General features: G+C 39.5%; 19 protein-coding genes and 1 pseudogene. 15 read left to right on the top strand and 5 right to left on the bottom strand.

Going from position 1 to position 20781, the window contains the following annotated elements; translation table 11 throughout:
• The first annotated feature begins 6 nt into the window (after positions 1-6).
• Positions 7-705 (top strand): histidine phosphatase family protein, encoded by a 699-nt coding sequence (locus FY048_RS18430; RefSeq protein WP_005040177.1) that lies wholly within the window; start codon positions 7-9, stop codon positions 703-705.
• Between the two features lie 16 nt (positions 706-721).
• On the top strand, positions 722-1465 hold the full coding sequence (locus tag FY048_RS18425; protein WP_446092088.1) for an SDR family oxidoreductase: 744 nt from the start codon (positions 722-724) through the stop codon (positions 1463-1465).
• Between the two features lie 36 nt (positions 1466-1501).
• Here the strand turns inward: FY048_RS18425 and FY048_RS18420 are convergent, their stop codons facing one another.
• The 3 genes from FY048_RS18420 to FY048_RS18410 all read right to left on the bottom strand — a co-directional run bounded on the left by FY048_RS18420 (position 1502) and on the right by FY048_RS18410 (position 5126).
• Positions 1502-2758, bottom strand: a complete 1257-nt coding sequence (locus FY048_RS18420; protein WP_446092087.1) for an OprD family outer membrane porin — start codon at positions 2756-2758, stop codon at positions 1502-1504.
• Positions 2759-2873: 115 nt separating this feature from the next.
• On the bottom strand, positions 2874-4223 hold the full coding sequence (locus FY048_RS18415; RefSeq protein ID WP_446092086.1) for a spinster family MFS transporter: 1350 nt from the start codon (positions 4221-4223) through the stop codon (positions 2874-2876).
• Positions 4224-4658: 435 nt separating this feature from the next.
• Entirely contained in the window at positions 4659-5126 is a 468-nt protein-coding gene (locus tag FY048_RS18410; protein ID WP_004642999.1) for a MarR family winged helix-turn-helix transcriptional regulator, read from the bottom strand.
• A 148-nt stretch (positions 5127-5274) separates the two neighbouring features.
• On the opposite strand from FY048_RS18410, the gene FY048_RS18405 reads away from it, so the two are divergent.
• The 13 genes from FY048_RS18405 (at position 5275) to FY048_RS18345 (ending at position 19554) form a co-directional block, all read left to right on the top strand.
• Positions 5275-6384, top strand: a complete 1110-nt coding sequence (locus FY048_RS18405; RefSeq protein WP_446092085.1) for an amidase — start codon at positions 5275-5277, stop codon at positions 6382-6384.
• Positions 6385-6420: 36 nt separating this feature from the next.
• Positions 6421-7569 carry an acyl-CoA dehydrogenase family protein gene (locus tag FY048_RS18400; protein WP_446092100.1) on the top strand — a complete coding sequence of 383 codons (1149 nt, stop codon included), beginning with the start codon at positions 6421-6423 and terminating at the stop codon, positions 7567-7569.
• A 28-nt stretch (positions 7570-7597) separates the two neighbouring features.
• Positions 7598-7957, top strand: coding sequence for a hypothetical protein (locus FY048_RS18395; RefSeq protein ID WP_000387554.1), 360 nt, complete (start codon positions 7598-7600; stop codon positions 7955-7957).
• Between the two features lie 10 nt (positions 7958-7967).
• Positions 7968-8495 (top strand): nuclear transport factor 2 family protein, encoded by a 528-nt coding sequence (locus FY048_RS18390; RefSeq protein ID WP_446092084.1) that lies wholly within the window; start codon positions 7968-7970, stop codon positions 8493-8495.
• A gap of 29 nt (positions 8496-8524) precedes the next feature.
• Positions 8525-9802 (top strand): aromatic ring-hydroxylating oxygenase subunit alpha, encoded by a 1278-nt coding sequence (locus tag FY048_RS18385; protein WP_446092083.1) that lies wholly within the window; start codon positions 8525-8527, stop codon positions 9800-9802.
• 10 nt (positions 9803-9812) lie between these two features.
• The gene (locus FY048_RS18380) at positions 9813-10298 is read left to right on the top strand and encodes an aromatic-ring-hydroxylating dioxygenase subunit beta (protein WP_045431344.1); all 486 of its coding nucleotides are present in this window, start codon (positions 9813-9815) and stop codon (positions 10296-10298) included.
• A 9-nt stretch (positions 10299-10307) separates the two neighbouring features.
• Entirely contained in the window at positions 10308-11045 is a 738-nt protein-coding gene (locus FY048_RS18375; RefSeq protein ID WP_446092082.1) for an SDR family NAD(P)-dependent oxidoreductase, read from the top strand.
• 34 nt (positions 11046-11079) lie between these two features.
• Positions 11080-12033, top strand: a complete 954-nt coding sequence (locus FY048_RS18370; protein ID WP_005040199.1) for a PDR/VanB family oxidoreductase — start codon at positions 11080-11082, stop codon at positions 12031-12033.
• A gap of 45 nt (positions 12034-12078) precedes the next feature.
• On the top strand, positions 12079-13035 hold the full coding sequence (locus tag FY048_RS18365; RefSeq protein ID WP_426454123.1) for a p-hydroxyphenylacetate 3-hydroxylase reductase component: 957 nt from the start codon (positions 12079-12081) through the stop codon (positions 13033-13035).
• Positions 13036-13232: 197 nt separating this feature from the next.
• Positions 13233-14147, top strand: coding sequence for a transcriptional regulator FeaR (gene feaR / locus FY048_RS18360; protein WP_348951370.1), 915 nt, complete (start codon positions 13233-13235; stop codon positions 14145-14147).
• 210 nt (positions 14148-14357) lie between these two features.
• Positions 14358-16673 (top strand): primary-amine oxidase, encoded by a 2316-nt coding sequence (tynA, locus tag FY048_RS18355; protein ID WP_446092081.1) that lies wholly within the window; start codon positions 14358-14360, stop codon positions 16671-16673.
• Positions 16674-16779: 106 nt separating this feature from the next.
• Positions 16780-18033 (top strand): hypothetical protein, encoded by a 1254-nt coding sequence (locus FY048_RS18350; RefSeq protein ID WP_446092099.1) that lies wholly within the window; start codon positions 16780-16782, stop codon positions 18031-18033.
• Between the two features lie 33 nt (positions 18034-18066).
• Positions 18067-19554 carry an NAD-dependent phenylacetaldehyde dehydrogenase gene (locus FY048_RS18345; RefSeq protein WP_446092080.1) on the top strand — a complete coding sequence of 496 codons (1488 nt, stop codon included), beginning with the start codon at positions 18067-18069 and terminating at the stop codon, positions 19552-19554.
• 55 nt (positions 19555-19609) lie between these two features.
• Here FY048_RS18345 and pcaD read toward each other — a convergent pair whose 3' ends face one another.
• On the bottom strand, positions 19610-20389 hold the full coding sequence (gene pcaD, locus FY048_RS18340) for a 3-oxoadipate enol-lactonase (protein WP_446092079.1): 780 nt from the start codon (positions 20387-20389) through the stop codon (positions 19610-19612).
• Positions 20390-20399: 10 nt separating this feature from the next.
• Positions 20400-20781 (bottom strand): annotated as a pseudogene (locus FY048_RS18335) (acetyl-CoA C-acyltransferase); the annotation flags it as partial.

Raw genomic sequence — 20781 nt, 5'->3', positions numbered from 1 at the left:
AAGAAAATGACCACAATTTATCTGGTAAGACATGGACAGGCATCATTTGGTAAAAGTAACTATGATGAGTTGTCTGAAAATGGTGAGGCTCAAGCGACTTTATTAGGTCGTTATTTTAAACAAATATTGAAAGAACAACCTTATGTTGTTGCAGGTACCATGCAGCGCCACGAGCAAACTGCACAACTCGCATTAAATGAATGCTTTCCAGATGCAGTGATTAATCACAATAGTTTATGGAACGAGTTTAACCATCAACAGGTTTTTGCACGCTATGAACCGCGTTTTGAACAACCGGAATTGTTAAAAGCTGACGTAGCACAAGAACAGAACCCGCGTGCATATCTTGCCAAAATATTTGAAGGCGCAATTGGACGATGGACAGATGGCGATTTTCATCATGAATATGATGAGTCATGGCCGCATTTTAAAGACAGAGTTGAAACAGCATTGCAGCAACTTTGTGATGAATTGGCAAAAACCAAACCTCGTTACGCAGTCGTTTTTACATCTGGTGGTGTGATTTCTGTAGCAATTGGCAAATTACTTGAACTGAGTCCAAATCGAACTTTTGCCTTGAACTGGGCAATTACCAATACAAGTCTCACCACTTTACGTTTAGTTGGAAATGAAGCTCAGGTTTTAAGTTTAAATGAACATCATTTTATCAAAGCTGAGCGTCCAGATTTACTGACATGGATTTAAAAATAAGGATAAAAGCATGGTAAAGACAATTTTAATTACAGGTGCAAGTTCTGGGTTGGGTGCGGGTATGGCTCATGAATTTGCAGCGAAAGGCTATAACTTAGCGATTTGTGCACGCCGTTTAGACCGATTAGAGACTTTAAAAACTGAACTTGAAAATGAATATGGCATTCAGGTGATTGCAAAAAGTCTGGATGTCACCAATTACGATCAAGTCTTTGAAGTTTTTCATGCATTTAAACAAGAGTTTGGCTATTTAGACCGAATTATTATAAATGCCGGAGTCGGAAATGGCCGCCGTATTGGTAAAGGCAATTTTGAAATTAACAAAGCCACCGCTGAAACCAACTTTATTTCTGCCTTAGCGCAGTGTGAAGCGGCGGTTGAAATTTTTAGAGAGCAAAACGCAGGTCATTTGGTGGTGATGTCATCCATGAGTGCCATGCGTGGATTACCAAAACATTTATCAACCTATGCAGCAAGTAAAGCTGCGGTTGCTCACTTAGCTGAAGGTATTCGTGCTGAGTTACTGGATACCCCAATTAAAGTTTCAACCATTTTCCCGGGTTACATTCGCACTGAAATGAATGAAGGTGCTAAACATTTACCGTTTGAAGTCGATGCTAAAACAGGATGTAAAGCACTCGTCAAAGCTATTGAAAAACAACCCGTGAAAGCTTATGTACCACAGTGGCCATGGTTACCGATGAGTATTGCAATGAAGGTCTTGCCTTTAAGATTGGTCAATAAATTAGGATAAAAAATTACCCCCTAAATTCTAGGGGGTAATTTTTATTTAGAACTTTTTGGTGTAATTGACGAATAGACGGTCTTCACCAAAGTCATTGCCGTGTTTGACGTTGTAATCAATACGAATATATTGCAGGGCAACGCCTTTTAAGTAAGGTTGCTGAAACGCATAGTTCAAAATCACATTCGACTCAGTTTCATGGTTTTTCTCGCCATTGGCTGCTTTAAAATCATGACCATAAACATATTTCACCATCGCATTTAAGCCTGGTACATAGTCTTTAAAGTCGTAGCCATACATCACATGGTAAGACTTTTCATCTTCTTTAAAGAAACCAGTAGCATTCCAGTTAATGAAATAGGTTTCCGGCAAGAAACCATCCGGTAGTGGATAAGCTGACTCACCCATGATTTGTTGGTAGCCCAAGCCGAAAGTATGGTTTTTTACTTTGACAGTTTCAAGTAAGCCGATGTTCTGCGCATCAATATCAAAAGTATTGCCATCATCTTTTGCATTAAAGTATTTAAACTTCGAGGTAAGTGCAAACGTTGGCTGCTTCCATGTATGCTCAAGCCCTACATAATGCTTGTTATACAGATCTTCTAAATTACCAAAGTAATATTCACCCTTTAAAGAGGGCGTAAATTGATAACGCAGATCAATATAATTCAAACCATCAGATTCTTTGGTAATTCCATTGGCCGTGAAGGAAAACTTTTTAAAATCTTCTTCATTTCGTGGTGACACTTTTTCAACCCGACCAATTTCGGCATAGAGTTGATCTGAAAGTTGCGACTTAAGATTGGTTCCCCAATACGAAGTGAGTAACTGACGACTAGCATCGACAGCCGTTACAGGTAAATCCAACCAAAGTTCACCTACACTTAAAAGTGTTTTGTCATAGCCCAGCTTTAAGGTCGCCCCGTATTTTAAAAAGTCTGATGCTTGTGACTGAGTTTCCTTGTTAAAAGGCAAAACTGTGTCTGCGACATGTTTGTCTGAACTCAAGCGCACGGCATATTGAACGGAAGCATCTGCACCAATGGTGATTGGCTTGTCTGCTATTACTAGTGGGGTGTCATGCATTTTCGATTTATAAAATAATGATGCTGCCTGAGACCAACTACCTGTATCTTTAAGGGCGTCATTATCAAAATTACGATTAATGTACGCATTTTTTAAAGTGAATTTCCATTCATCTTCAGTTTGCTGATTTGGATTTGCGGCCCATGAGTTGCTGCACATAAGTAATAAAGTGGCAACGGCTAAAGTATGTGGTTTAAAACGGTGAAATAATTCCATAATCCATTTCCAAGATAGATGCGCCAGTCCTAGGCATCACGTATTGTGAAATATTTGTGTAGTACTCCCTAAGTTGTTAAAGGGAGTACTGTTAAATAGCAGGTGATTTCTTCAATTAATTTAATTTTTCAAGCCTCATACTTTCACTAAAGAATTTGCAGCCTTTGAAAAGTAAAATTAAAGCCAGCACACAAGAGAACCCACCAACAATAGATAAAGATGAGCCAACCATTAAAGGATTAGCAAAAACTTTATCTGTAATGATTGCGACCAATGTTGTGCCAATACCAAGCCCAATTAAGTTACTGATCAAAAGGAAGAGAGCTGAAAGGCGTGCTCTAAATTGATTTGGCGCTAACCTTTGTAAGGCTGTTGCGGAAATCACTAGAGGGAACGATGCAAAGAACATTGCTGGAATGAGTAGGCTCACTGAAAGCCAGAGTTGGTCTGTTTGGGTAAAAAACGAAATTGGAATAATAAGACCAACAATACCAATCACACCTGTAATCATCGGAGCATCTTGGCGTCCTTTTTTGATAAACCAATCATTTAACCAACCTGCACAAAACACGCCTAGTGTATTTGCAATTAATAGAATGGTACCGAGCATATAGCCTGTTTCAGTCGGTGCGAGTTGAAACTTACGAATATAAAATGCAGGTGTCCAGCTAGTTAGGCTGTAGAGCGCCATAGCATAGAAGGTAAAACCTAAATAGTGACAGGCAAAGGTTTTCGAATGCTTTTTAATAAACTGAAGACATTGTTTAAATTTAACTTGGTCAACTTGTCCATTTTGGTTGAGCTGCTGACCTTTACGGGCTGGGTCTTTAACTGTCAGGATAAATAGCAAACCAATAATGATGCCGGGTAAACCCACCACTAAAAAAGCGATTTGCCATGCCTTAAGTGCGCCTAATAAAGGAACTTGAATTAAAGTCACGCCTTTAAGTAAATTAATGACATAACCGCCGACTAAAAAGGCAATACCGCCACCTAAAAACGCTCCAACAGAATAGATCCCGACAGCACGACCGAGTTTGTCCTTACTGAACATATCGCTAAACATCGAGTAAGCGGCTGGAGATAAAGCAGCTTCGCCTACACCAACAGCCATACGACTTAAAAATAGTTGAATAAAGTTTTTACTTAAACCACAAGTGGCTGTAGCCAAACTCCAGACAATAATGCCGATTGAGATAAGCTTTGGGCGTGAAAAACGGTCGGCAATATAAGCTAAAGGTAAACCCATTACGGCGTAAAACAGTGAAAAGGCAAGGCCATGTAATAGACTAAACTGGGTATCTGAAAGTTGAAGATCGGCTTTAATCGGCTCGATCATGAGCGCTAGAATTTGGCGATCAATGAATGAAAATATATAGGCCAACATACAAAGTATGACCACGTACCATGCATATGCATTGGTTTTCTTTTGTGTCCTTTCAACAGCAATATTACTTTGGTTCATACACTTAATCCTTATGTATAAAACTCTTTTAGAGAAGTTGAATCTCGGCTATCTATGTTTCTTAAAAGATAGTTTGGTGTCCCCCCAATAACTTTTGAAAAATAAATAACCTGTTTGATTGAAGAATTGCCTTACATACAAACTGCATATACAGACAAAGATAGTTAAAGAAGAGGGTTAAAATTCCTATATGATGGAAATATTATTTTCTTTTTATATGTAAAATTCCATTACTTATTAAGTATGTTTGGATACCTAATAGGTATTTAAACAATCAGAAAATTTATAAATTACTATGATTTGTAGGAAGAAAATGATTTTTTATGATTTTAAATTTTTGATAAATATTAATAATTTTTAAAAAAATAAGCAGAAGGTCATATCGGTTTTCTGCTTACTTTTTCATGTTCAAACAAGATGAATAAGAGACCTAAATTAGCTTGAAGGCATAAGATCAAATAATTTCTTCAACTGGTTATTTAGATTGTGGAGCTCATCTTCTGAAAAAGCATTCAAAATACCAGCCAAGGTCACAACACTAATCTGATTAATCTGTTCAACCAGCTCAACACCTTTAGCTGTCAATTTCACCATTGAGATCCGTTCATCCGAAGTAGAAGAGTAGACTTCAACAATTTCATCTTCAACTAACCGATATACCGCTTTGGTTGCAGTGGTTAATTTTAACGTCGAAAGATTGGCAATATCGGTAATACTTGCTTCTCCAAGGGCATTGGTACTTAAAATAATTTTACGGCGTGTATTGTCGATGCCTAGTTTTTTTATTGATTTTTCAATAAGTTGAGAATACTTTCCATTAACTTGGGAAATCCAAAAAAAAGGGAAATTTTGAATACTCGACGGTTCTTTATTAGGAAGAAATTGTTCTAAATGATCAAGCATAGCTAAGCAATAACTTAGGAAAAAAGGGTAATCCTATTATAAACAAAATTTTGCATATTTCCTTGAGTACAAATTATAAAAAATACTTGACAATTCCATTAAATTTTCCCATATTTTAATCAATGGATAAAAATACATGGAAAAGTGAATGAATATTATTAGCCAAAGCGTGCATAAAGGAAATGGCAAGCTCAAGGTGATGGTGAAAGATACAATTGATATTCAGGGTCTAAAAACCATTGCTGGCAGTCGAGCTTTATTAGATGTTGAAACTGCTCAGGATGATGCTGAGGTCGTTAAAAACATCTTAAAAGCAGATTGTGAAATTATTGCGAAAACGAATTTGCACGAATTGGCTTTTGGCATTACTGGCATTAATCACGCTTTTGGTACACCCATTAATCCAAAATATCCTGAACTTATTCCTGGGGGCTCTTCAAGTGGTTCGGCTGCGGCTATTGCAGCAAAACAAGCTGACTTTACTTTAGGTACCGACACGGGTGGCTCTATTCGTATGCCCGCTGCGTGCTGTGGAGTTTTTGGTTTAAAACCGACTTTTGGTCGCGTGAGTAGAAAAGGCGTATATCCGCCATCAAGTTCTTTAGACTGCGTGGGCCCTTTTGCAAATTCAGTCGAGATGATTGAAAAAGCCATGCAAATTATTGATCCAACTTTTAAGCCTATCCAATGTACTAGCGTACCAAAACTTGCTGTTTTAGATGTAAAAGCAGATGACGTTATTTGGAACTGTATTCATCAAGCGCTTCAAAAAGCGAATTTACAGACCACTTTAGAAAAAGTTGAATATTTTGACGCGGCTTATGTCGCAGGCATGCAGATTATTAATTATGAAAACTGGCAAGCTTTTGGTGAGTTAACCAAAACGGGTTTAATTGGTCCTGATGTAAATAACCGCCTGTTAAAAGCTGCTGAAACTACCTTAGAGCAAGTAAAACAAGCCGAAGTTGTGAAGCAGCAGCTGACTCAAGAACTTGATGCTTTATTAGAAAAGTATGATGCATTGATCTTACCAACACTTCCGCAAATTCCACCAAAAGTTGCTGAAGCTGAAAATACAGTCGCTTTTTTGAATCTGACGGCTTTAGTTCGTCCATTTAATTTATCAGGACATCCCGCCATTTCAGTGCCACTTGAAACCAGTGAAGGTTTACCTGTGGGCTTACAGATCGTATCAAAGCATCAAAAAGATGAGCAATTATGCGCAATAGCTAAATTTTGTGTTGATGCAATGCAATAAATTACAAGGAGTTAGATGATGAATAAGTTATCTAAAATGGAGTTTGCTTCTCAAGACAAAGCAATTGACTTAGATGCTTTGTGTCAAGAAATTCGTGAGCGTGCTTGTACAGGCGAATTCGATAATCAGGCGTATGTGAGCCAAGACATTATCGAAAAACTTAAACAGATTGGTGTTTACCGTGCATTAGTTCCTAAACGTTTTGGCGGTGAAGAACGGTCGCCACGGCAGTTTTGTGAGTTGATCGAAACTTTATCTAAAGCTGATGGTTCAGTGGGTTGGGTGGCTAGTTTTGGTATGAGCCCTGCGTACTTAGGAAGTTTGCCTGAAGATACACTTAAAGAATTGTACCAAAACGGCCCAGATGTGGTGTTTGCCGGAGGTATTTTTCCACCACAACCTGCTGAAATTACCGATGAAGGTGTAGTGGTTCGTGGACGCTGGAAATTCTCAAGTGGCTGTATGGGAGCCGACATTGTTGGGGTAGGAATTTCACCGCTTAAAAACAATGAAATGCAAGGCTTACCACGCATGGCAGTGATGCCTGCCAAAAAAGCCAAAATCGAAATGACATGGGACACCGTTGGCCTAAAAGGTACGGGAAGCCACGATTTGGTAGTCGAAGATGTATTGGTCGAAAAGAAATGGACCTTTGTACGTGGTGAACCTTCAAAACTAAGTGAACCATTTTTTAAATATCCGTCACTGTCTTTAGCGACTCAAGTGTTAACGGTGGTGGGTATTGGCGTTGCAGCTGCTGCATTAGAAGAATTTGAAAAATTGGCACCCGGTAAAGCATCCATTACAGGCGGATCAGAAATTGCCAACCGCCCAGTGACTCAATATGAGTTTGCTCAAGCTGATGCAGAGTTTCAGGCTGCAAAGTCTTGGTTTTATCAAACCATGGATATTGTCTGGAATGAAATTATTGCTGGACATGAGGCAACTGCTGAACAAATTAGCGATATGCGTCTGGCATGTACCCATGCAGCTCGAGTTTGCGCCAAAGTGACGCGAAAAATGCAAATGCTCGCGGGCATGACAGCGATCTATACCAACAATCCATTTAGCCGTTTTGTGAATGACACCAACGTGGTGACCCAGCATGCCTTTATGGGCGATGCAACATTACAAAATGCAGGCTCAATCAGTTTCGGGTTAAAGCCAACCCCAGGTTATTTATAAGTTTTTAATTTTTAAAAAGGATATTGAGATGGAAGCTAAAAAATCATTACGTGTTTTATTCTGCATGGGTATTAACCAAAACTTTTTTGATGCAGAACCTGCTGAAGCAAAAGCAGTTTGGGCAGCGTTTGGTGAAATGTGGAATGGCATTCATGACTTACCGGGTGTTCATGTTTTTGGAAATCTTGATGATGACCAAAGCATGGTTGGCCCAAGTGCAGGTTGGCCTTGGACAACGTACTTGCTTGCAGATGTTCCGGATATTGAAACCGTACATGCGGCTTGTAACTTGTTTAGAACTACGGTGGTGGGTGAAGGTCCCTACAAACTTTGGAAATATTGCAAAGTTGAAGCTCGTGTTGGGCGCGAATTGATTATCCAACGTTAAGGCGACCGCAATGACTGACAAAGTGAATATGGCAGAAATCATAGAGCGGCTAGAACAGTTAGAAGCGCACAACGCCATTCGTAACTGCCTGAACCGTTATATGGAAATCTGTGATGAGCTCAATGCAAATACAGATCTTGAAGAGTTAATGAATCTTTTTGATCAAGACTGTATTTGGGAAGGTATTGGCGAGAAATATGCCAAATCCTTTGGCCGTTATGATTCTTGGCAGTCGATTTACGACATGTTTAAAAGCTACACCCAAAAAGTGTCTCACTTTGTCATGAATGCACACTTTGTAAATTCAGAACAAATTTATGTAAATCAAAACCATGCAAATGCTTCATGGCTGATGTTGCAGACTTCAACGTTTAAAGATGGCCGTAGTCATCTGAACGCTGCAAAGCTCAACGTGAAGTTTCAAAAGCAAGCAGATGGAACATGGAAAATTAAACATTTCCAAACACAGAATATTTTCAGTCGTCCCGTATCGCATTGGCACAGTGAAGCTGAATTGCCGGTACCTTCCCAGGAATGACCCAGGACATATTTAAAAGGACTATTGATATGAACAGTATTATCCCAACGCATAACATTGGCACTGATTACGAAACTTTAGTTAAAAGTGACCGTGCCCATACTTCTCTTTATAAAGATGAACGCATTTTTGATGAAGAAATGGAAAAAATCTTTTATAGCACTTGGGTGTGGGTTGCACATGCCAGCGAAATTCCAGAAGGTGGAAGTTATAAAACGATTAACATTGGTAAACAGCCCGTTGTTGCAGTACGTGACCGTAAAAAGAAAGTACATGTACTTTTAAACCGTTGCCGTCACCGTGCAGCAACCGTATGTGAACATAAAAAAGGAAAGACCAACAGTTTTGTATGCCCATACCACGGTTGGAGTTATGCGCTTGATGGTAGTTTACGCGGTGTGCCATCTCCAGAAAGCTACGGTAACTGTTTAGATAAGTCAGAATTACCGCTGGTGAGTCTACGTGTAGAAGAATATAACGGCATGATCTTCGCTTCATTTAAAGAAGACATTCAGCCGCTTGAAGAGTTCCTTGGACCTGCAAAAAAATGGATTGACCTGTTTATGAAACAAGGGGCTGGTTATCCAATTAAAGTGTTGGGTGAACACCGTTTCCGTTTCCCTGGTAACTGGAAAATTCAGCTTGAAAATACCACCGATGCTTATCACTTCCCATTGGTACACAAGTCATTCTTAAGTTCTGTAGATGAAAAAACCGAAGAACTCTTTAACTTCGAAAACCAGCCGGGTTTTGTTGAAGATTTAGGAAATGGTCACAGTGTGATGGTAATGATTCCTGAACTGGTTGATTTAGACGAAGAGCTCATGGAGCGTCCAATTCAAGAACGTTTTGAAGACTTAGCTCAAGCTTTGCGCGACGAAGGCCATGAAGAATTAGAAGTGCGCCGTATTGTTCGTGCTGTCGGTGGCTCTGGCTTTAACTTAAATTTATTCCCGAATATTGCATGTTCAATGGCATTCTTCCGTGTGTTACAGCCAATCTCAGTTGCTGAAACAGAAATTCATCACTCGGTGATTACGATGGACGGTGGTCCGCAAATTGCCAACCAATACCGCTTACGTTTGCATGAACATTTCCAAGGTCCATTTGGTTTTGGTACACCAGATGACTCTGAAGCTTGGGAACGTGTTCAACACGGCGCCAATGCAGGCAATGATTTATGGATCATGTTGAACCGCGGTTTACCGGGCGAAGTCAAAACTGAAGATGGCTTAAAAAGTGATGTCAGTGCTGAAACAGGTATGCGTGCAGCCTATCAGCAGTGGAAAAAGATGATGACGGCTTAAGGAGAGAGCAATGAATATGAATCTGCAATTATTAAATGAAGTCACTGCTTTCATCTGGGCTGAAGCAGACATGTTAGACCACAGTGAATATCGTGAATGGCTCAATTTATGGAATGAAAAAGGCGTTTATATCATTCCGATTGACCCAAACCTAACTGACTACGAAAACAACTTAAATTATGCCTATGACGATAACCATATGCGTACTTTACGTGTAGAGCGTCTTGAAAATGGTGAAGCGATTTCTACAGCGCCGAAAGCAAATACGGTACGTAGTGTTTCTCGTGTACGAGTTATTCAAGACCAAGATAATGAAATCGTTTTACGCTGTGCTCAAAACTTACGTGAGTTCCGTAAAGAAAACCTCAAGCATTACACCGCAGATATTACTTACCATCTAACTCGTGATGCCGATACTGGTTTTAAGATTAAACGTAAAATCATTAATTTGGTTAACTCAACAGATACTTTAGCCGGTATTAGCTACATTCTTTAGGAGCAGCAAATGAAACAAGTTGTTTTAGTGACAGGGGCTGCTTCAGGACTCGGTAATGTGATTGCTGAATATTTTGCGAGCCAAGGCCATCAAGTGATTTTGTCAGCCAGTACGCTTGAAAAGGCCGAAAATGCAAAGACACAAAGTCAATATGCACAAAATATGTTTCCTGTGAAATTAGATATTTCAGTCGAAGCAGATTTTCATGCCGTGGTGCAATGGATTGAAGAGAGGTTTTCTAAACTTGATGTGTTGATTAACAATGCAACTGTCACCAAGGCAACGCCAGTATTAGAAATTACCGCAGCCGATTTTGATTGGGTGACTCAAGTTAACCAACGTGGCACTTTTCAGGCTTGCCAAATTATTGGCCAATATATGGCTAAAAAAGGCTATGGACGCATCATTAATATGGCGTCTTTAGCGGGGCAAAACGGTGGCACTGCAACGGGTGCACACTATGCGGCAACCAAAGGTGCGATTGTGACGTTAACCAAAATTTTTGCCAAAGAGTTTGCTGCAAAAGGTGTGACGGTCAATGCGGTTGCACCGGGACCAATGGAATCACCGATTGTTCATAGTGTGGTGTCAGACGAAAAAATGGAACAGTTCATCCAGAATATTCCGGTTAAAGCTTTAGGAAGTATGCATTTTATTGCTGAAACTTGTGGGTTGCTCGCGAGTCCAAATGCGAGGTTTGTGACTGGTGCAACATGGGATATTAACGGTGGTTTATTCATGCGCTAAGCACGTAGCTTACGTATGAAAAGGGAGTTAAATCATGACTACACTTTATGATGTTGTCGTTAAAAATCGCCATGTTGAAGGTGGAAATATTGCAGTCATGGAATTTGAATCTGCAACTTCTGCAACATTGCCAAAAGTTGAAGCGGGTGCGCATATTGATGTGCACTTACCAAATGGCATGGTGCGCCAGTATTCACTTTGTCAAAATCCAAATGACGAAGGAAAATTCCGCCTTGGAATTTTACGGGATCCTGAATCACGTGGTGGCTCAGTCTCGGCTTTTGATGAAATCAAAGATGGCATGCAAATTCAGGTTAGTGAGCCAAAGAATTTATTTCCACTTTTAAAAGCCAAACACAGTGTATTGATTGGTGGTGGTATCGGGATTACGCCGTTAATCACAATGGCATATCAACTTGCCTCTGAAGGCACATCCTTTGAGCTTCACTACTGTGGTGCTAGCCCTGAAAACTGTGCTTTTGTTGATGAAATTAAAAATGGTGAGTTAGCAAAATACACAACCTTCCATTTTAAATCCGAAGGTGCAAGCCACAGAGCGTTTTTTGAATCTGCCATTAAAGATATTGATCTTGAAAGCCATATTTACACGTGTGGTCCAGTCGGTTTTATGGACTGGGTGATTAACCTCGCCACGACTCATGATTTCCCTGAGCAGCAAATCCACAAAGAATATTTCCAAGTTGAAACCGACACCTCGGGAGATTCATTTGAGGTGGTGGCTGAGCGTAGCGGAAAAATCATTATGGTCGAAGCTGGCGAAACTATTTTGCAGGCTTTAGCTAAAGAAGGTATCGAGATTGAAATGTCTTGCGAGCAAGGCGTATGCGGAACCTGTATGTGTGATGTGATTGAAGGCGAACCTGATCATCGAGATGTTTATTTTACTGATGAAGAAAAAGCCAGCAATGAGCAAATATTGGTGTGCTGTTCGCGCTCTAAAACACCGAGGTTAGTTTTAGATATCTAATGCTCTCGCGATTTATATGGATGTAAGAGAAGGTTTAGGAGAAAGATGATGAATGTATTACAACAAATAGATGAGTTTACGGTCGATCCACTACAGTTCCGACGAGCATTAGGAAATTTTGCAACAGGCGTTACTATTATTACTGCACAAAATGCACAAGGCGAGAAAGTCGGTGTAACCGCAAATAGTTTTAACTCGGTGTCACTCGATCCACCACTTATTTTGTGGAGTATTGATAAAAAATCTTCGAGTTTTTCGGTATTTGAAGAAGCAACACATTTTGCAGTTAATATTTTATCGGGCACCCAAATTGAGCTGTCTAATAAGTTTTCGAGACGTAATATTGATAAATTTGCAGACACAAACTTTCAACTTGGTGTCGGACGCGCACCAATTTTAGAAAATTGTTCTGCGGTGTTTGAGTGCGAACGTTATCAAGTTATTGAAGGTGGTGACCACTGGATTATTGTTGGCAAGGTAGTCCGTTTTCATGACCAAGGTCGAAGCCCGCTGGTGTACCACCAAGGCGCATATTCTTGTGTAATGCCGCATCCAAGCCTTCAAGTGAAACAAACTGAAGAAAACGGTGTAGACCAGACTCATTATGGGCATTTATATAATAATGTCTGCTACTTAATGAGCCGTGCTTTTAAAGCTTATCAAACCGACTATATTCCTAAGCAAATGGCTTCTGGGTTCCGTACCAGTGAATCAAGGCTGTTGCTGGTTTTGGCAAGTGGTACTGCTTCAAGTAAAGAAGATTTACCACGAGATATTGCTATGCCAATGCAAGAGGTAGAAAGATCGGCTGAAATTTTAAAATTTGAAGGATTGCTGGTTGATCACGATAATTTGTACGCACTGACTGAGAAAGGTAAACAAACGGCGCAGTATTTGTTTGATATTGCCGATAGCCACCAAAATGAGGTATTTAAAAAGTATTCTGAGGAACAAAAGGATATTTTTATTACCATGCTGCGAGACTTTGCAGGAGTAGCATAAGCCTCATTAAGCTGATAAATTGAATTGATTTATCAGCTTCTTTACATCTAGCTGACTATAATCAAAAGAATTCCAAGGATAAGGAATTTTTGGCACACAATTTGTTTATCAATAAAACATGATTGCAAATAAGCCAAGACAGTGAACTACAGCGAAAGAAAATATTTCGCGGTGGCACGTGTATAGAGAGGTAAGGGATGAACCAATATGTAAGTGATGCATTGTTGAATTGGACACACCATATCAAGAATGTTTGCGGAAATTTTGAAACAGATTTTGACGGCACCCGTAATTTATTCATTGGAGAAGTTCAATGTTTCTTATTGGGTGATACCGAAATTGCTTTTATCAGAAATAATGCCAATAAAATTGTCCGAAAAGCCGATGAAATCGATCGAGTGAATAATCGTTTTTGCTTTTTGATTTTGCAGTATTCGGGAAAAATGCTGCTCGAGTATAAAAATGAAACGCTAAGCCTGAATGAAGGCGATATTGTGTTGGTCGATCCGGTCGAAACCATTTCGATGTATCCGCAAGGTTTGGTTAGCCAGATTTCAGTGCACTTGTCGCGTGAAAAATTACTTAAAGAAAATATTAGTACCGAATATTTTGGAAAACTCATTACTCAAAATATGAGCGGTTTTTTACTCAAGAATATTTTGAAAAATATGTCTGCTGAGAACATCAAACTTTGGTATGCAACCGAAGATGGTAATGCTTTTGAAGATGCGCTGATTGCCTTAATCAAACCGACAATCAATTATAAAAATATTAATAGCTCAAATAATCTGATGGAAAAAGCCGAGCGATATATTATAGAAAACTTAGCAAAACCGGATTTAGCACCTAAATTAATTGCAGAACATATAGGGGTATCGCTACGACATCTCTATCGTCTGTTTCTTCAAGAAAATCTATCTATTAACAAATATATACAGCTCAAACGCTTAGAAAAAGTCAAAGCAGATTTACTCGATAAAAGAAATAAACAAAGCTCGATTACCCAAATTGCTTTGAAATGGGGATTTTGGGATGGTGCGCATTTTTCAAAAATCTTTAAGAAGACTTATGGTATTTCTCCTAAAGAATTTAGAGAGGGTATGTCGGCTTAAGCCTTTCATCTTTTGATGTCATTTTTAGACAAGTTCTGGGTCATTCCTGAACAAGCTAGCCCTATATAACTGTGTTGAAATTAAATTCATTAGAGCAGGTTAGATAAGCTTAATAACCTTAAAACTATTAAGTTGGTCTAATGAATTTCACTCACAGGGAAGTGCATTTTTAACTGTCTGATTCAGATAGTTCAGGGATAGATGAAAAGGATGAAACCAATGCGTAAACAACGATTATTGAATGACATACAAAAAATATTGGCACTTAACTTATCAATAGCTGCTAGCTTTTGGGGATTAAATACTCAAGCTTATGCTCATGGTGGAAAGGCTGAAATGGTGTCACTTTATCAAAACATGAGTGAGCAGGGCGCTAAAGTTGTAAAAGATGATTTTACCAATACTTATATGATCACCAAAGGTTCTATGGTGGTTCGAGCCAAACCCAATTCAGATCAGGTTTTGGTGAATGGCAAACCTTTCAAGCTCAGTGTGCCTTTACTAATTAAAGATGGTAAACCTGTTATTGTAAAAGAATTTTTTAATGAAGTATTTCAGTCTGGTTTAGATCAAACTTTCAAAATTGAAAATACGTTTCATCCTCTTAATAGTTTAAATTCTGACGAAATTAAAAAGACATTTGATGTCATTAATCGCTCGAAATACGCCTATAAAAATATGCGTTTTGCCGAGTTAAAGTTAAAAGAACCAGAAAAAGCCAAAGTTTGGGATTACTTTATCAATCACAAAGAATTTAAAGAAGATCGTATTGCCTCATTTATTTTGTTAAAGGGCAATCAAGCGATTGAAGGTGAAGTTAATCTTAACACTCAACAAGTCACCAAATGGAATGTCCTTAAAGACACCCATGGAATGGTGTTGCTCGATAATTTTGAGGCCGTACAGCGTGTAATTGAGACGAGTAAAGAATATCAAGACGCTTTACGGAAACGTGGCATTACCGATGTGAAGAAAGTGATTGCTACACCACTAACTGTTGGATATTTTGGCGGTAAAGATGGACTTGATAAACAACTCAATATATTAAAAGTTGTCGCTTACCTAGACACTGGAGATGGTAACTACTGGGCACATCCTATTGAGAACCTAGTTGCTGTAGTCGATTTAGATAAAGAAAAAATTATCAAGATTGAAGAAGGTGCGATCATTCCTGTGCCAATGGCAAATCGTCCTTATATGTCGAATAAGCCCGTAGCAAGTAAGCTAAAACCACTCAATATTACTGAACCAGAGGGTAAGAACTTTAGCATTACAGGTCAAACCATACATTGGGGGAACTGGTGTTTGCATGTAGCGTTAGATTCTCGTGTTGGCTTACAGCTTTCAACCGTGACTTATAAAGACAAAGGCGTAAAGCGTAAAGTCATGTATGAAGGTAACTTGGGTGGAATGGTGGTCCCATATGGCGACCCTGATATTGGATGGTACTTCAAATCTTATTTAGACTCTGGCGAATATGGTATGGGAACACTTACCTCATCTATTCTTCCGGGAACAGATGCGCCCGACAATGCAGTTTTACTTGATGCTGTGATTGCAGATTACAAAGGCCAACCACAAGTAATTCCAAATGCCATAGCCGTGTTTGAACGTTATGCTGGGCCTGAATATAAACATCACGAAATTTTTGGTAACCAAGATGCAAGTGAAGCGCGCCGTGAACTTGTTGTGCGCTGGATTAGTACAGTGGGTAACTATGATTACATGTTTGACTGGGTATTTGCCCAAAATGGTGTAATTGGAATTAATGCGGGTGCAACGGGTATTGAAGCTGTTAAAGGCGTTAAATCACGGACTATGCATGACAGCACCGCTAAAGAAGACACCAAATATGGAACTTTAATTGACCATAATATTGTGGGTACAACGCATCAGCACATCTATAACTTCCGCTTAGATATGGATGTAGACGGGGAAAACAACAGCTTTATGCATATGGACCCTGTGGTGAAAGCCAATGACAAAGGTGGTGTCCGTACAAGCTCAATGCAAATTGATAGTAAAGTCATTACGAATGAGCAAAATGCGGCTGAAAAATTTGATCCATCAACTATTCGCTTACTCACAAACTTCAACAAGGAAAATAAATTAGGTAATCCAGTTTCTTACCAACTTATTCCGTTTGCGGGTGGAACACACCCTGTTGCGAAAGGTGCTAATTTTTCTAAAGACGAATGGTTATTTAAACGTTTGAACTTTATGGATAAGCAAATTTGGGTGACTCAGTACAATCCAGACGAGCGTTATCCTGAAGGTAAATATTCAAACCGTTCGACTCATGACACAGGGTTAGGACAATTCATTGGCAACAACGAAAATATTGAAAATAAAGATCTTGTGGTCTGGATGACAACAGGCACAACGCATGTGGCACGTGCTGAAGAATGGCCAATCATGCCTACAGAGTGGGTCAATACGCTCATCAAACCTTGGAACTTCTTTGACAACACCCCGACTTTAAACTTGGGTGAAGAAGAGCAAAATACGCAGCACGACCATCACTAAAAATGTGCATGAGCCAGAATGGATAACGAATAAGTTACCCATTTCTGAGCGCTAGTAAGCCGTTCGCAAAAAGGAATTCTGTATGAAAACTCTACTTTCTCAAGTGATGAGAGGGACTCTCTTTGTCTCATTTTTTTCAACTGCGCATGCTGGTGAGCTGGAAATTAAACCGACTTTTGAAGCAACTTTTGGGGCTTTTAGCAGCGGTAAAAACTATAACGGCGAAAACCTAGATGATGAAAGAATCAATTGGCAAGAAGGCCATCTTAAATATGGTGCGAAAGGACAATACACCTTTAAAAACAATCAGCTCTATGCAAGTTTGAGCGGTATAAGCTCAGCAACATTTGGCGATGGTGATGCAGGCCAAAATAGTAATGGCAAAGAGCGCAAAACAGATGTAAATGATTGGATCATTGGCTTTAAAGACGGTACCAATAAAGATGAGTTGACTACTTATGATTTAAGTATTGGTCGACAAAATATCATGATTGGTGATGGTTTTTTCATTGCAGGTGATGCATTAAATCTCGGTAAAGCACCTGCGGATGGCACACTAGATCGGGGCGGAGCATATTATCTGGCAGCACGTCGAAGCTTTGATTTTACAAGTTTGCTTCAATACAAACCGCAAGAGAATACAACGTTAAAGTTGGCTTATTTAAAGTCCGACAATAAAGCCCAATTTTCCCCTGAACTCTTTGTGACTGATCTGATGTATCAGCTTAAAGATAAGGGCGTTGGGTTTACCTATTTAAACGTATTAGACCTTGAAGATACTGAACACGTTTCAGGGCGCGAAGATCTTAAAAATTATGCTTTACGCTTGAATTATCAACCTTTACCAGAGTTACAAGTTAAAACTGAGTTTGTGGTTCAAGATAAAAAAGATAGTCACGAAAATGCTGGCTACTTAGCGCTGAACTATAACTTTTTATCTTCAAAATATACCCCCTCATTAGGCTACCGTTTTAGCCATTTTTCAGACCAATATGACCCCATGTTTTATGGGAATACGGTCGGTTTTGGCACATGGTTTCAGGGCGAAGTTGCCGGAAACTATGCTGGTCCATTTAATAAGAATGCAGATATCCATCAAGTCTCTTACAGTATGAATCTAAAAGAAAATTTCATGTTAGGTGCTTTGGCCTATAAGTTCAAAACAGTAAATAAGTCTTTAAGTAATGTGGATGGACATGAGCTGGATGTGTTCTCGGTTTGGTCCGTCAATAAAAAACTTAACGTTATTCCTTTAGTGGGACTCAATAAACCAAAACACGATATCCATAGTGGTGGTACTCAAAACTACGATGACAAGACCAATCTGTATGCGCAGTTGATTCTGCAATACATCTATTAATAGATTCTTTTAAATGAATTGAGAGAAATAAAAATGAGTGAAGTACAGATTTTAGCAAGCGTACAGCAATTTATGGCGCGTCAACATGGACATTTTATTGATGGAAAATTAGTTGCTGCTGAGCATTTAGATAAAGTAGATATTGTAAATCCATCGACTGAACAAGTGGTTGCTCAAATTGGTATTGGTAGTCAACACGATGTCGAAAGTGCCGTGAAAAGTGCTGAACATGCTTTTCAAAATGCTTGGGCCGAAACTACGCCGTATGAACGTGGCGTTAAACTAAACAAGTTAGCAGATTTAATTGAGCAATATGGTGAAGAACTTGCACAGCTTGAGTCGTTGTCTACCGGAAAACTCATCAATATTTCCCGTCATCTTGAAGTAGCACAATCTGTTATTTTCTTAAGATATTTTGCGGGATGGGCAACTAAAATTAATGGTCAAACCATGCAACCGTCTATTCCTTCTATGCAAGGTGAAAAATATACAGCTTTTACTTTAAGACGACCGATTGGTGTGATTGCAGGGATTGTGCCTTGGAATTTTTCACTGATGATTGGTGTTTGGAAAATCGGTTCAGCTTTAACAACTGGCTGTACCATTGTGCTTAAACCAAGTGAGTTTGCCAGCTTATCTTTATTACGTTTAGCTGAACTTGCCATTGAGGCAGGTATTCCAGCCGGTGTAATTAATGTAGTGACAGGTAAGGGGGAGACGGGACAATATTTAATTGAGTCGCCACTCGTTAAGAAAGTCTCATTTACAGGTTCGGTACCAACAGGCATTGCCATTGGTAAACTCGCGATGAGCAGCGATTTAACTCGTGTAAGTCTGGAGCTGGGTGGTAAAAATGCCATAGCTGTTTTGGCCGATGCAAATATCGATGAGATATTACCGACTTTGCTACAAGCAACTTTTGTACATCAAGGCCAAGTTTGTGCATCTCCAGAGCGATTTTTTGTACACCATACAAAACATGATGAACTTGTCGAGAAACTCTCGAAAGCACTTTCGCAGTTTAAAATTGGATCGGCTATGGATGAAGGAAGTATGTTTGGTCCACTTTCTAATCAGCCACACTTTAATAAAGTGAAACATTATTTATATATGGCTAAAGCCAACAACCAGATTATTGCTGGTGGTGAAGCTCTAGATCAGACAGGTTATTTTGTACAGCCGACTTTAATTTCCTTCAAAAATACGGATGATCCTTTATTTTCAGAAGAAACTTTTGGTCCAGTGGTCGGAGTGATGCCGTTCGACACTGATGAAGAACTCGTTCAACTGATGAATCAGTCGCGCTTTGGTTTAACTGCAAGTATTTGGACAAATGACTTATCTAAAGCTTTACGTTTAATTCCTAAAATTGAAGCAGGGACCTTGTGGGTCAATATGCATACTTTCTTAGATCCATCTGTTCCATTTGGTGGTGTGAAAGCTTCAGGAATTGGTAGAGAGTTCTCGGATGCATTTATTGAAGATTACACCGAATTAAAATCGGTTATGATTCGTTATTAAGTTTCCACGAGATATAAAAAATGGCCTATAAAGGCCATTTTTTGAGTCATTAAAACTAACCTAATAAAAAATCCTTTAAGATTTTATTAAAAGCTTCTGGTTGCTCTACATTGGAAATATGAGAGGCATCTATTTCTGCAAGTTTTGATTGTGGAATGCGTTGCTGCATAAATTCACCATCTGAGATTGTTGTTACAGGATCTTGAGTACCAGCAACGACTAATACAGAAATTTTAATGTCTTTTAACTGCTCACGGACATCCGCTTTAGCCAAAGCCTCACAACAATTGGCATAACCCATTGCGCTGCCAGCACTTAAGTCGTTACACAGGTTGTTGACGATTGAAGCATGACTTTGGATAAAGGGATCTGTAAACCATCGCGAAGCTGCTGTAGCTGCGATTGGTTTTAAACCTTGCTCACGTACTAATTTTGCACGGTCAAGCCATGCCTGTTCTTGTCCAATTTTAGCGGCAGTATTTGCCACAATGACATGACTAAAACGGTCAGGGTAATGAATCGCAAGCCATTGACCGGTTAAACCACCCATGGAAATTCCACAAAAAGCAGCTTTGGTAATATTTAGATGATCCAGTAAACGGACAACATCTTCACCTAATTGCTCTACAGTGTATGGGCCGTCAGGCGTAGATGATGAACCGTGGCCACGTGTGTCATAGCAGATCACAAAGAATTGATCTTTTAACTCATTAAACTGTTTTTGCCACATGCCATAATTGGTGCCCAAAGAATTGGAAAACACCAGAGTCGGGGAAGACGGCTCACCAAAGGTTTGATAGTTGATTTGTGCATCGGCAGATTGAAAAGATGGCATTTGTTTCTCCTTAAAGTGCTTCAACACGTTCAATAATCAATGCGATGCCTTGGCCCACACCAATACACATTGAACACAAGGCATAACGACCACCCATCTGTTCAAGCTGGTTTAAGGCTGTAGTCACTAAGCGTGCACCTGAAGCACCAAGTGGATGGCCCAAAGCAATTGCACCACCGTTTGGATTTACTTTGTTGCTATCGTCTGGCAAGCCTAAATCACGGGTCACTGCTAAAGCTTGTGCAGCAAAGGCTTCATTCAGCTCAATCACATCCATCTGATCTAAAGTCAGATTAGCTTGTTTCAGTAATTTTTTAATGGCTGGTGCCGGAGCAAAACCCATAATGCGGGGTTCTACACCCACTGCTGTTGAAGCAATGATCTTGGCACGT

This window comes from Acinetobacter sp. 1124_18A (assembly GCF_052824995.1).
Note: the sequence above shows the minus strand (reverse complement) of the source record. Positions and strands in the feature narration are given on the sequence as shown.

What these genes read in the sequence shown, in the direction of transcription:
- pcaD (WP_446092079.1), bottom strand. Translation starts at nt 20,389, where the DNA reads ATGCCATCTTTTCAATCTGCCGATGCACAAATCAACTATCAAACCTTT.
- FY048_RS18425 (WP_446092088.1), top strand. Translation starts at nt 722, where the DNA reads ATGGTAAAGACAATTTTAATTACAGGTGCAAGTTCTGGGTTGGGTGCG.
- FY048_RS18420 (WP_446092087.1), bottom strand. Translation starts at nt 2,758, where the DNA reads ATGGAATTATTTCACCGTTTTAAACCACATACTTTAGCCGTTGCCACT.
- feaR (WP_348951370.1), top strand. Translation starts at nt 13,233, where the DNA reads ATGAACCAATATGTAAGTGATGCATTGTTGAATTGGACACACCATATC.
- FY048_RS18350 (WP_446092099.1), top strand. Translation starts at nt 16,780, where the DNA reads ATGAGAGGGACTCTCTTTGTCTCATTTTTTTCAACTGCGCATGCTGGT.
- FY048_RS18405 (WP_446092085.1), top strand. Translation starts at nt 5,275, where the DNA reads ATGAATATTATTAGCCAAAGCGTGCATAAAGGAAATGGCAAGCTCAAG.
- FY048_RS18400 (WP_446092100.1), top strand. Translation starts at nt 6,421, where the DNA reads ATGGAGTTTGCTTCTCAAGACAAAGCAATTGACTTAGATGCTTTGTGT.
- FY048_RS18345 (WP_446092080.1), top strand. Translation starts at nt 18,067, where the DNA reads ATGAGTGAAGTACAGATTTTAGCAAGCGTACAGCAATTTATGGCGCGT.
- FY048_RS18380 (WP_045431344.1), top strand. Translation starts at nt 9,813, where the DNA reads ATGAATATGAATCTGCAATTATTAAATGAAGTCACTGCTTTCATCTGG.
- FY048_RS18375 (WP_446092082.1), top strand. Translation starts at nt 10,308, where the DNA reads ATGAAACAAGTTGTTTTAGTGACAGGGGCTGCTTCAGGACTCGGTAAT.
- FY048_RS18410 (WP_004642999.1), bottom strand. Translation starts at nt 5,126, where the DNA reads ATGCTTGATCATTTAGAACAATTTCTTCCTAATAAAGAACCGTCGAGT.
- FY048_RS18430 (WP_005040177.1), top strand. Translation starts at nt 7, where the DNA reads ATGACCACAATTTATCTGGTAAGACATGGACAGGCATCATTTGGTAAA.
- FY048_RS18395 (WP_000387554.1), top strand. Translation starts at nt 7,598, where the DNA reads ATGGAAGCTAAAAAATCATTACGTGTTTTATTCTGCATGGGTATTAAC.
- tynA (WP_446092081.1), top strand. Translation starts at nt 14,358, where the DNA reads ATGAAACCAATGCGTAAACAACGATTATTGAATGACATACAAAAAATA.
- FY048_RS18415 (WP_446092086.1), bottom strand. Translation starts at nt 4,223, where the DNA reads ATGAACCAAAGTAATATTGCTGTTGAAAGGACACAAAAGAAAACCAAT.
- FY048_RS18370 (WP_005040199.1), top strand. Translation starts at nt 11,080, where the DNA reads ATGACTACACTTTATGATGTTGTCGTTAAAAATCGCCATGTTGAAGGT.
- FY048_RS18390 (WP_446092084.1), top strand. Translation starts at nt 7,968, where the DNA reads ATGACTGACAAAGTGAATATGGCAGAAATCATAGAGCGGCTAGAACAG.
- FY048_RS18365 (WP_426454123.1), top strand. Translation starts at nt 12,079, where the DNA reads ATGATGAATGTATTACAACAAATAGATGAGTTTACGGTCGATCCACTA.
- FY048_RS18385 (WP_446092083.1), top strand. Translation starts at nt 8,525, where the DNA reads ATGAACAGTATTATCCCAACGCATAACATTGGCACTGATTACGAAACT.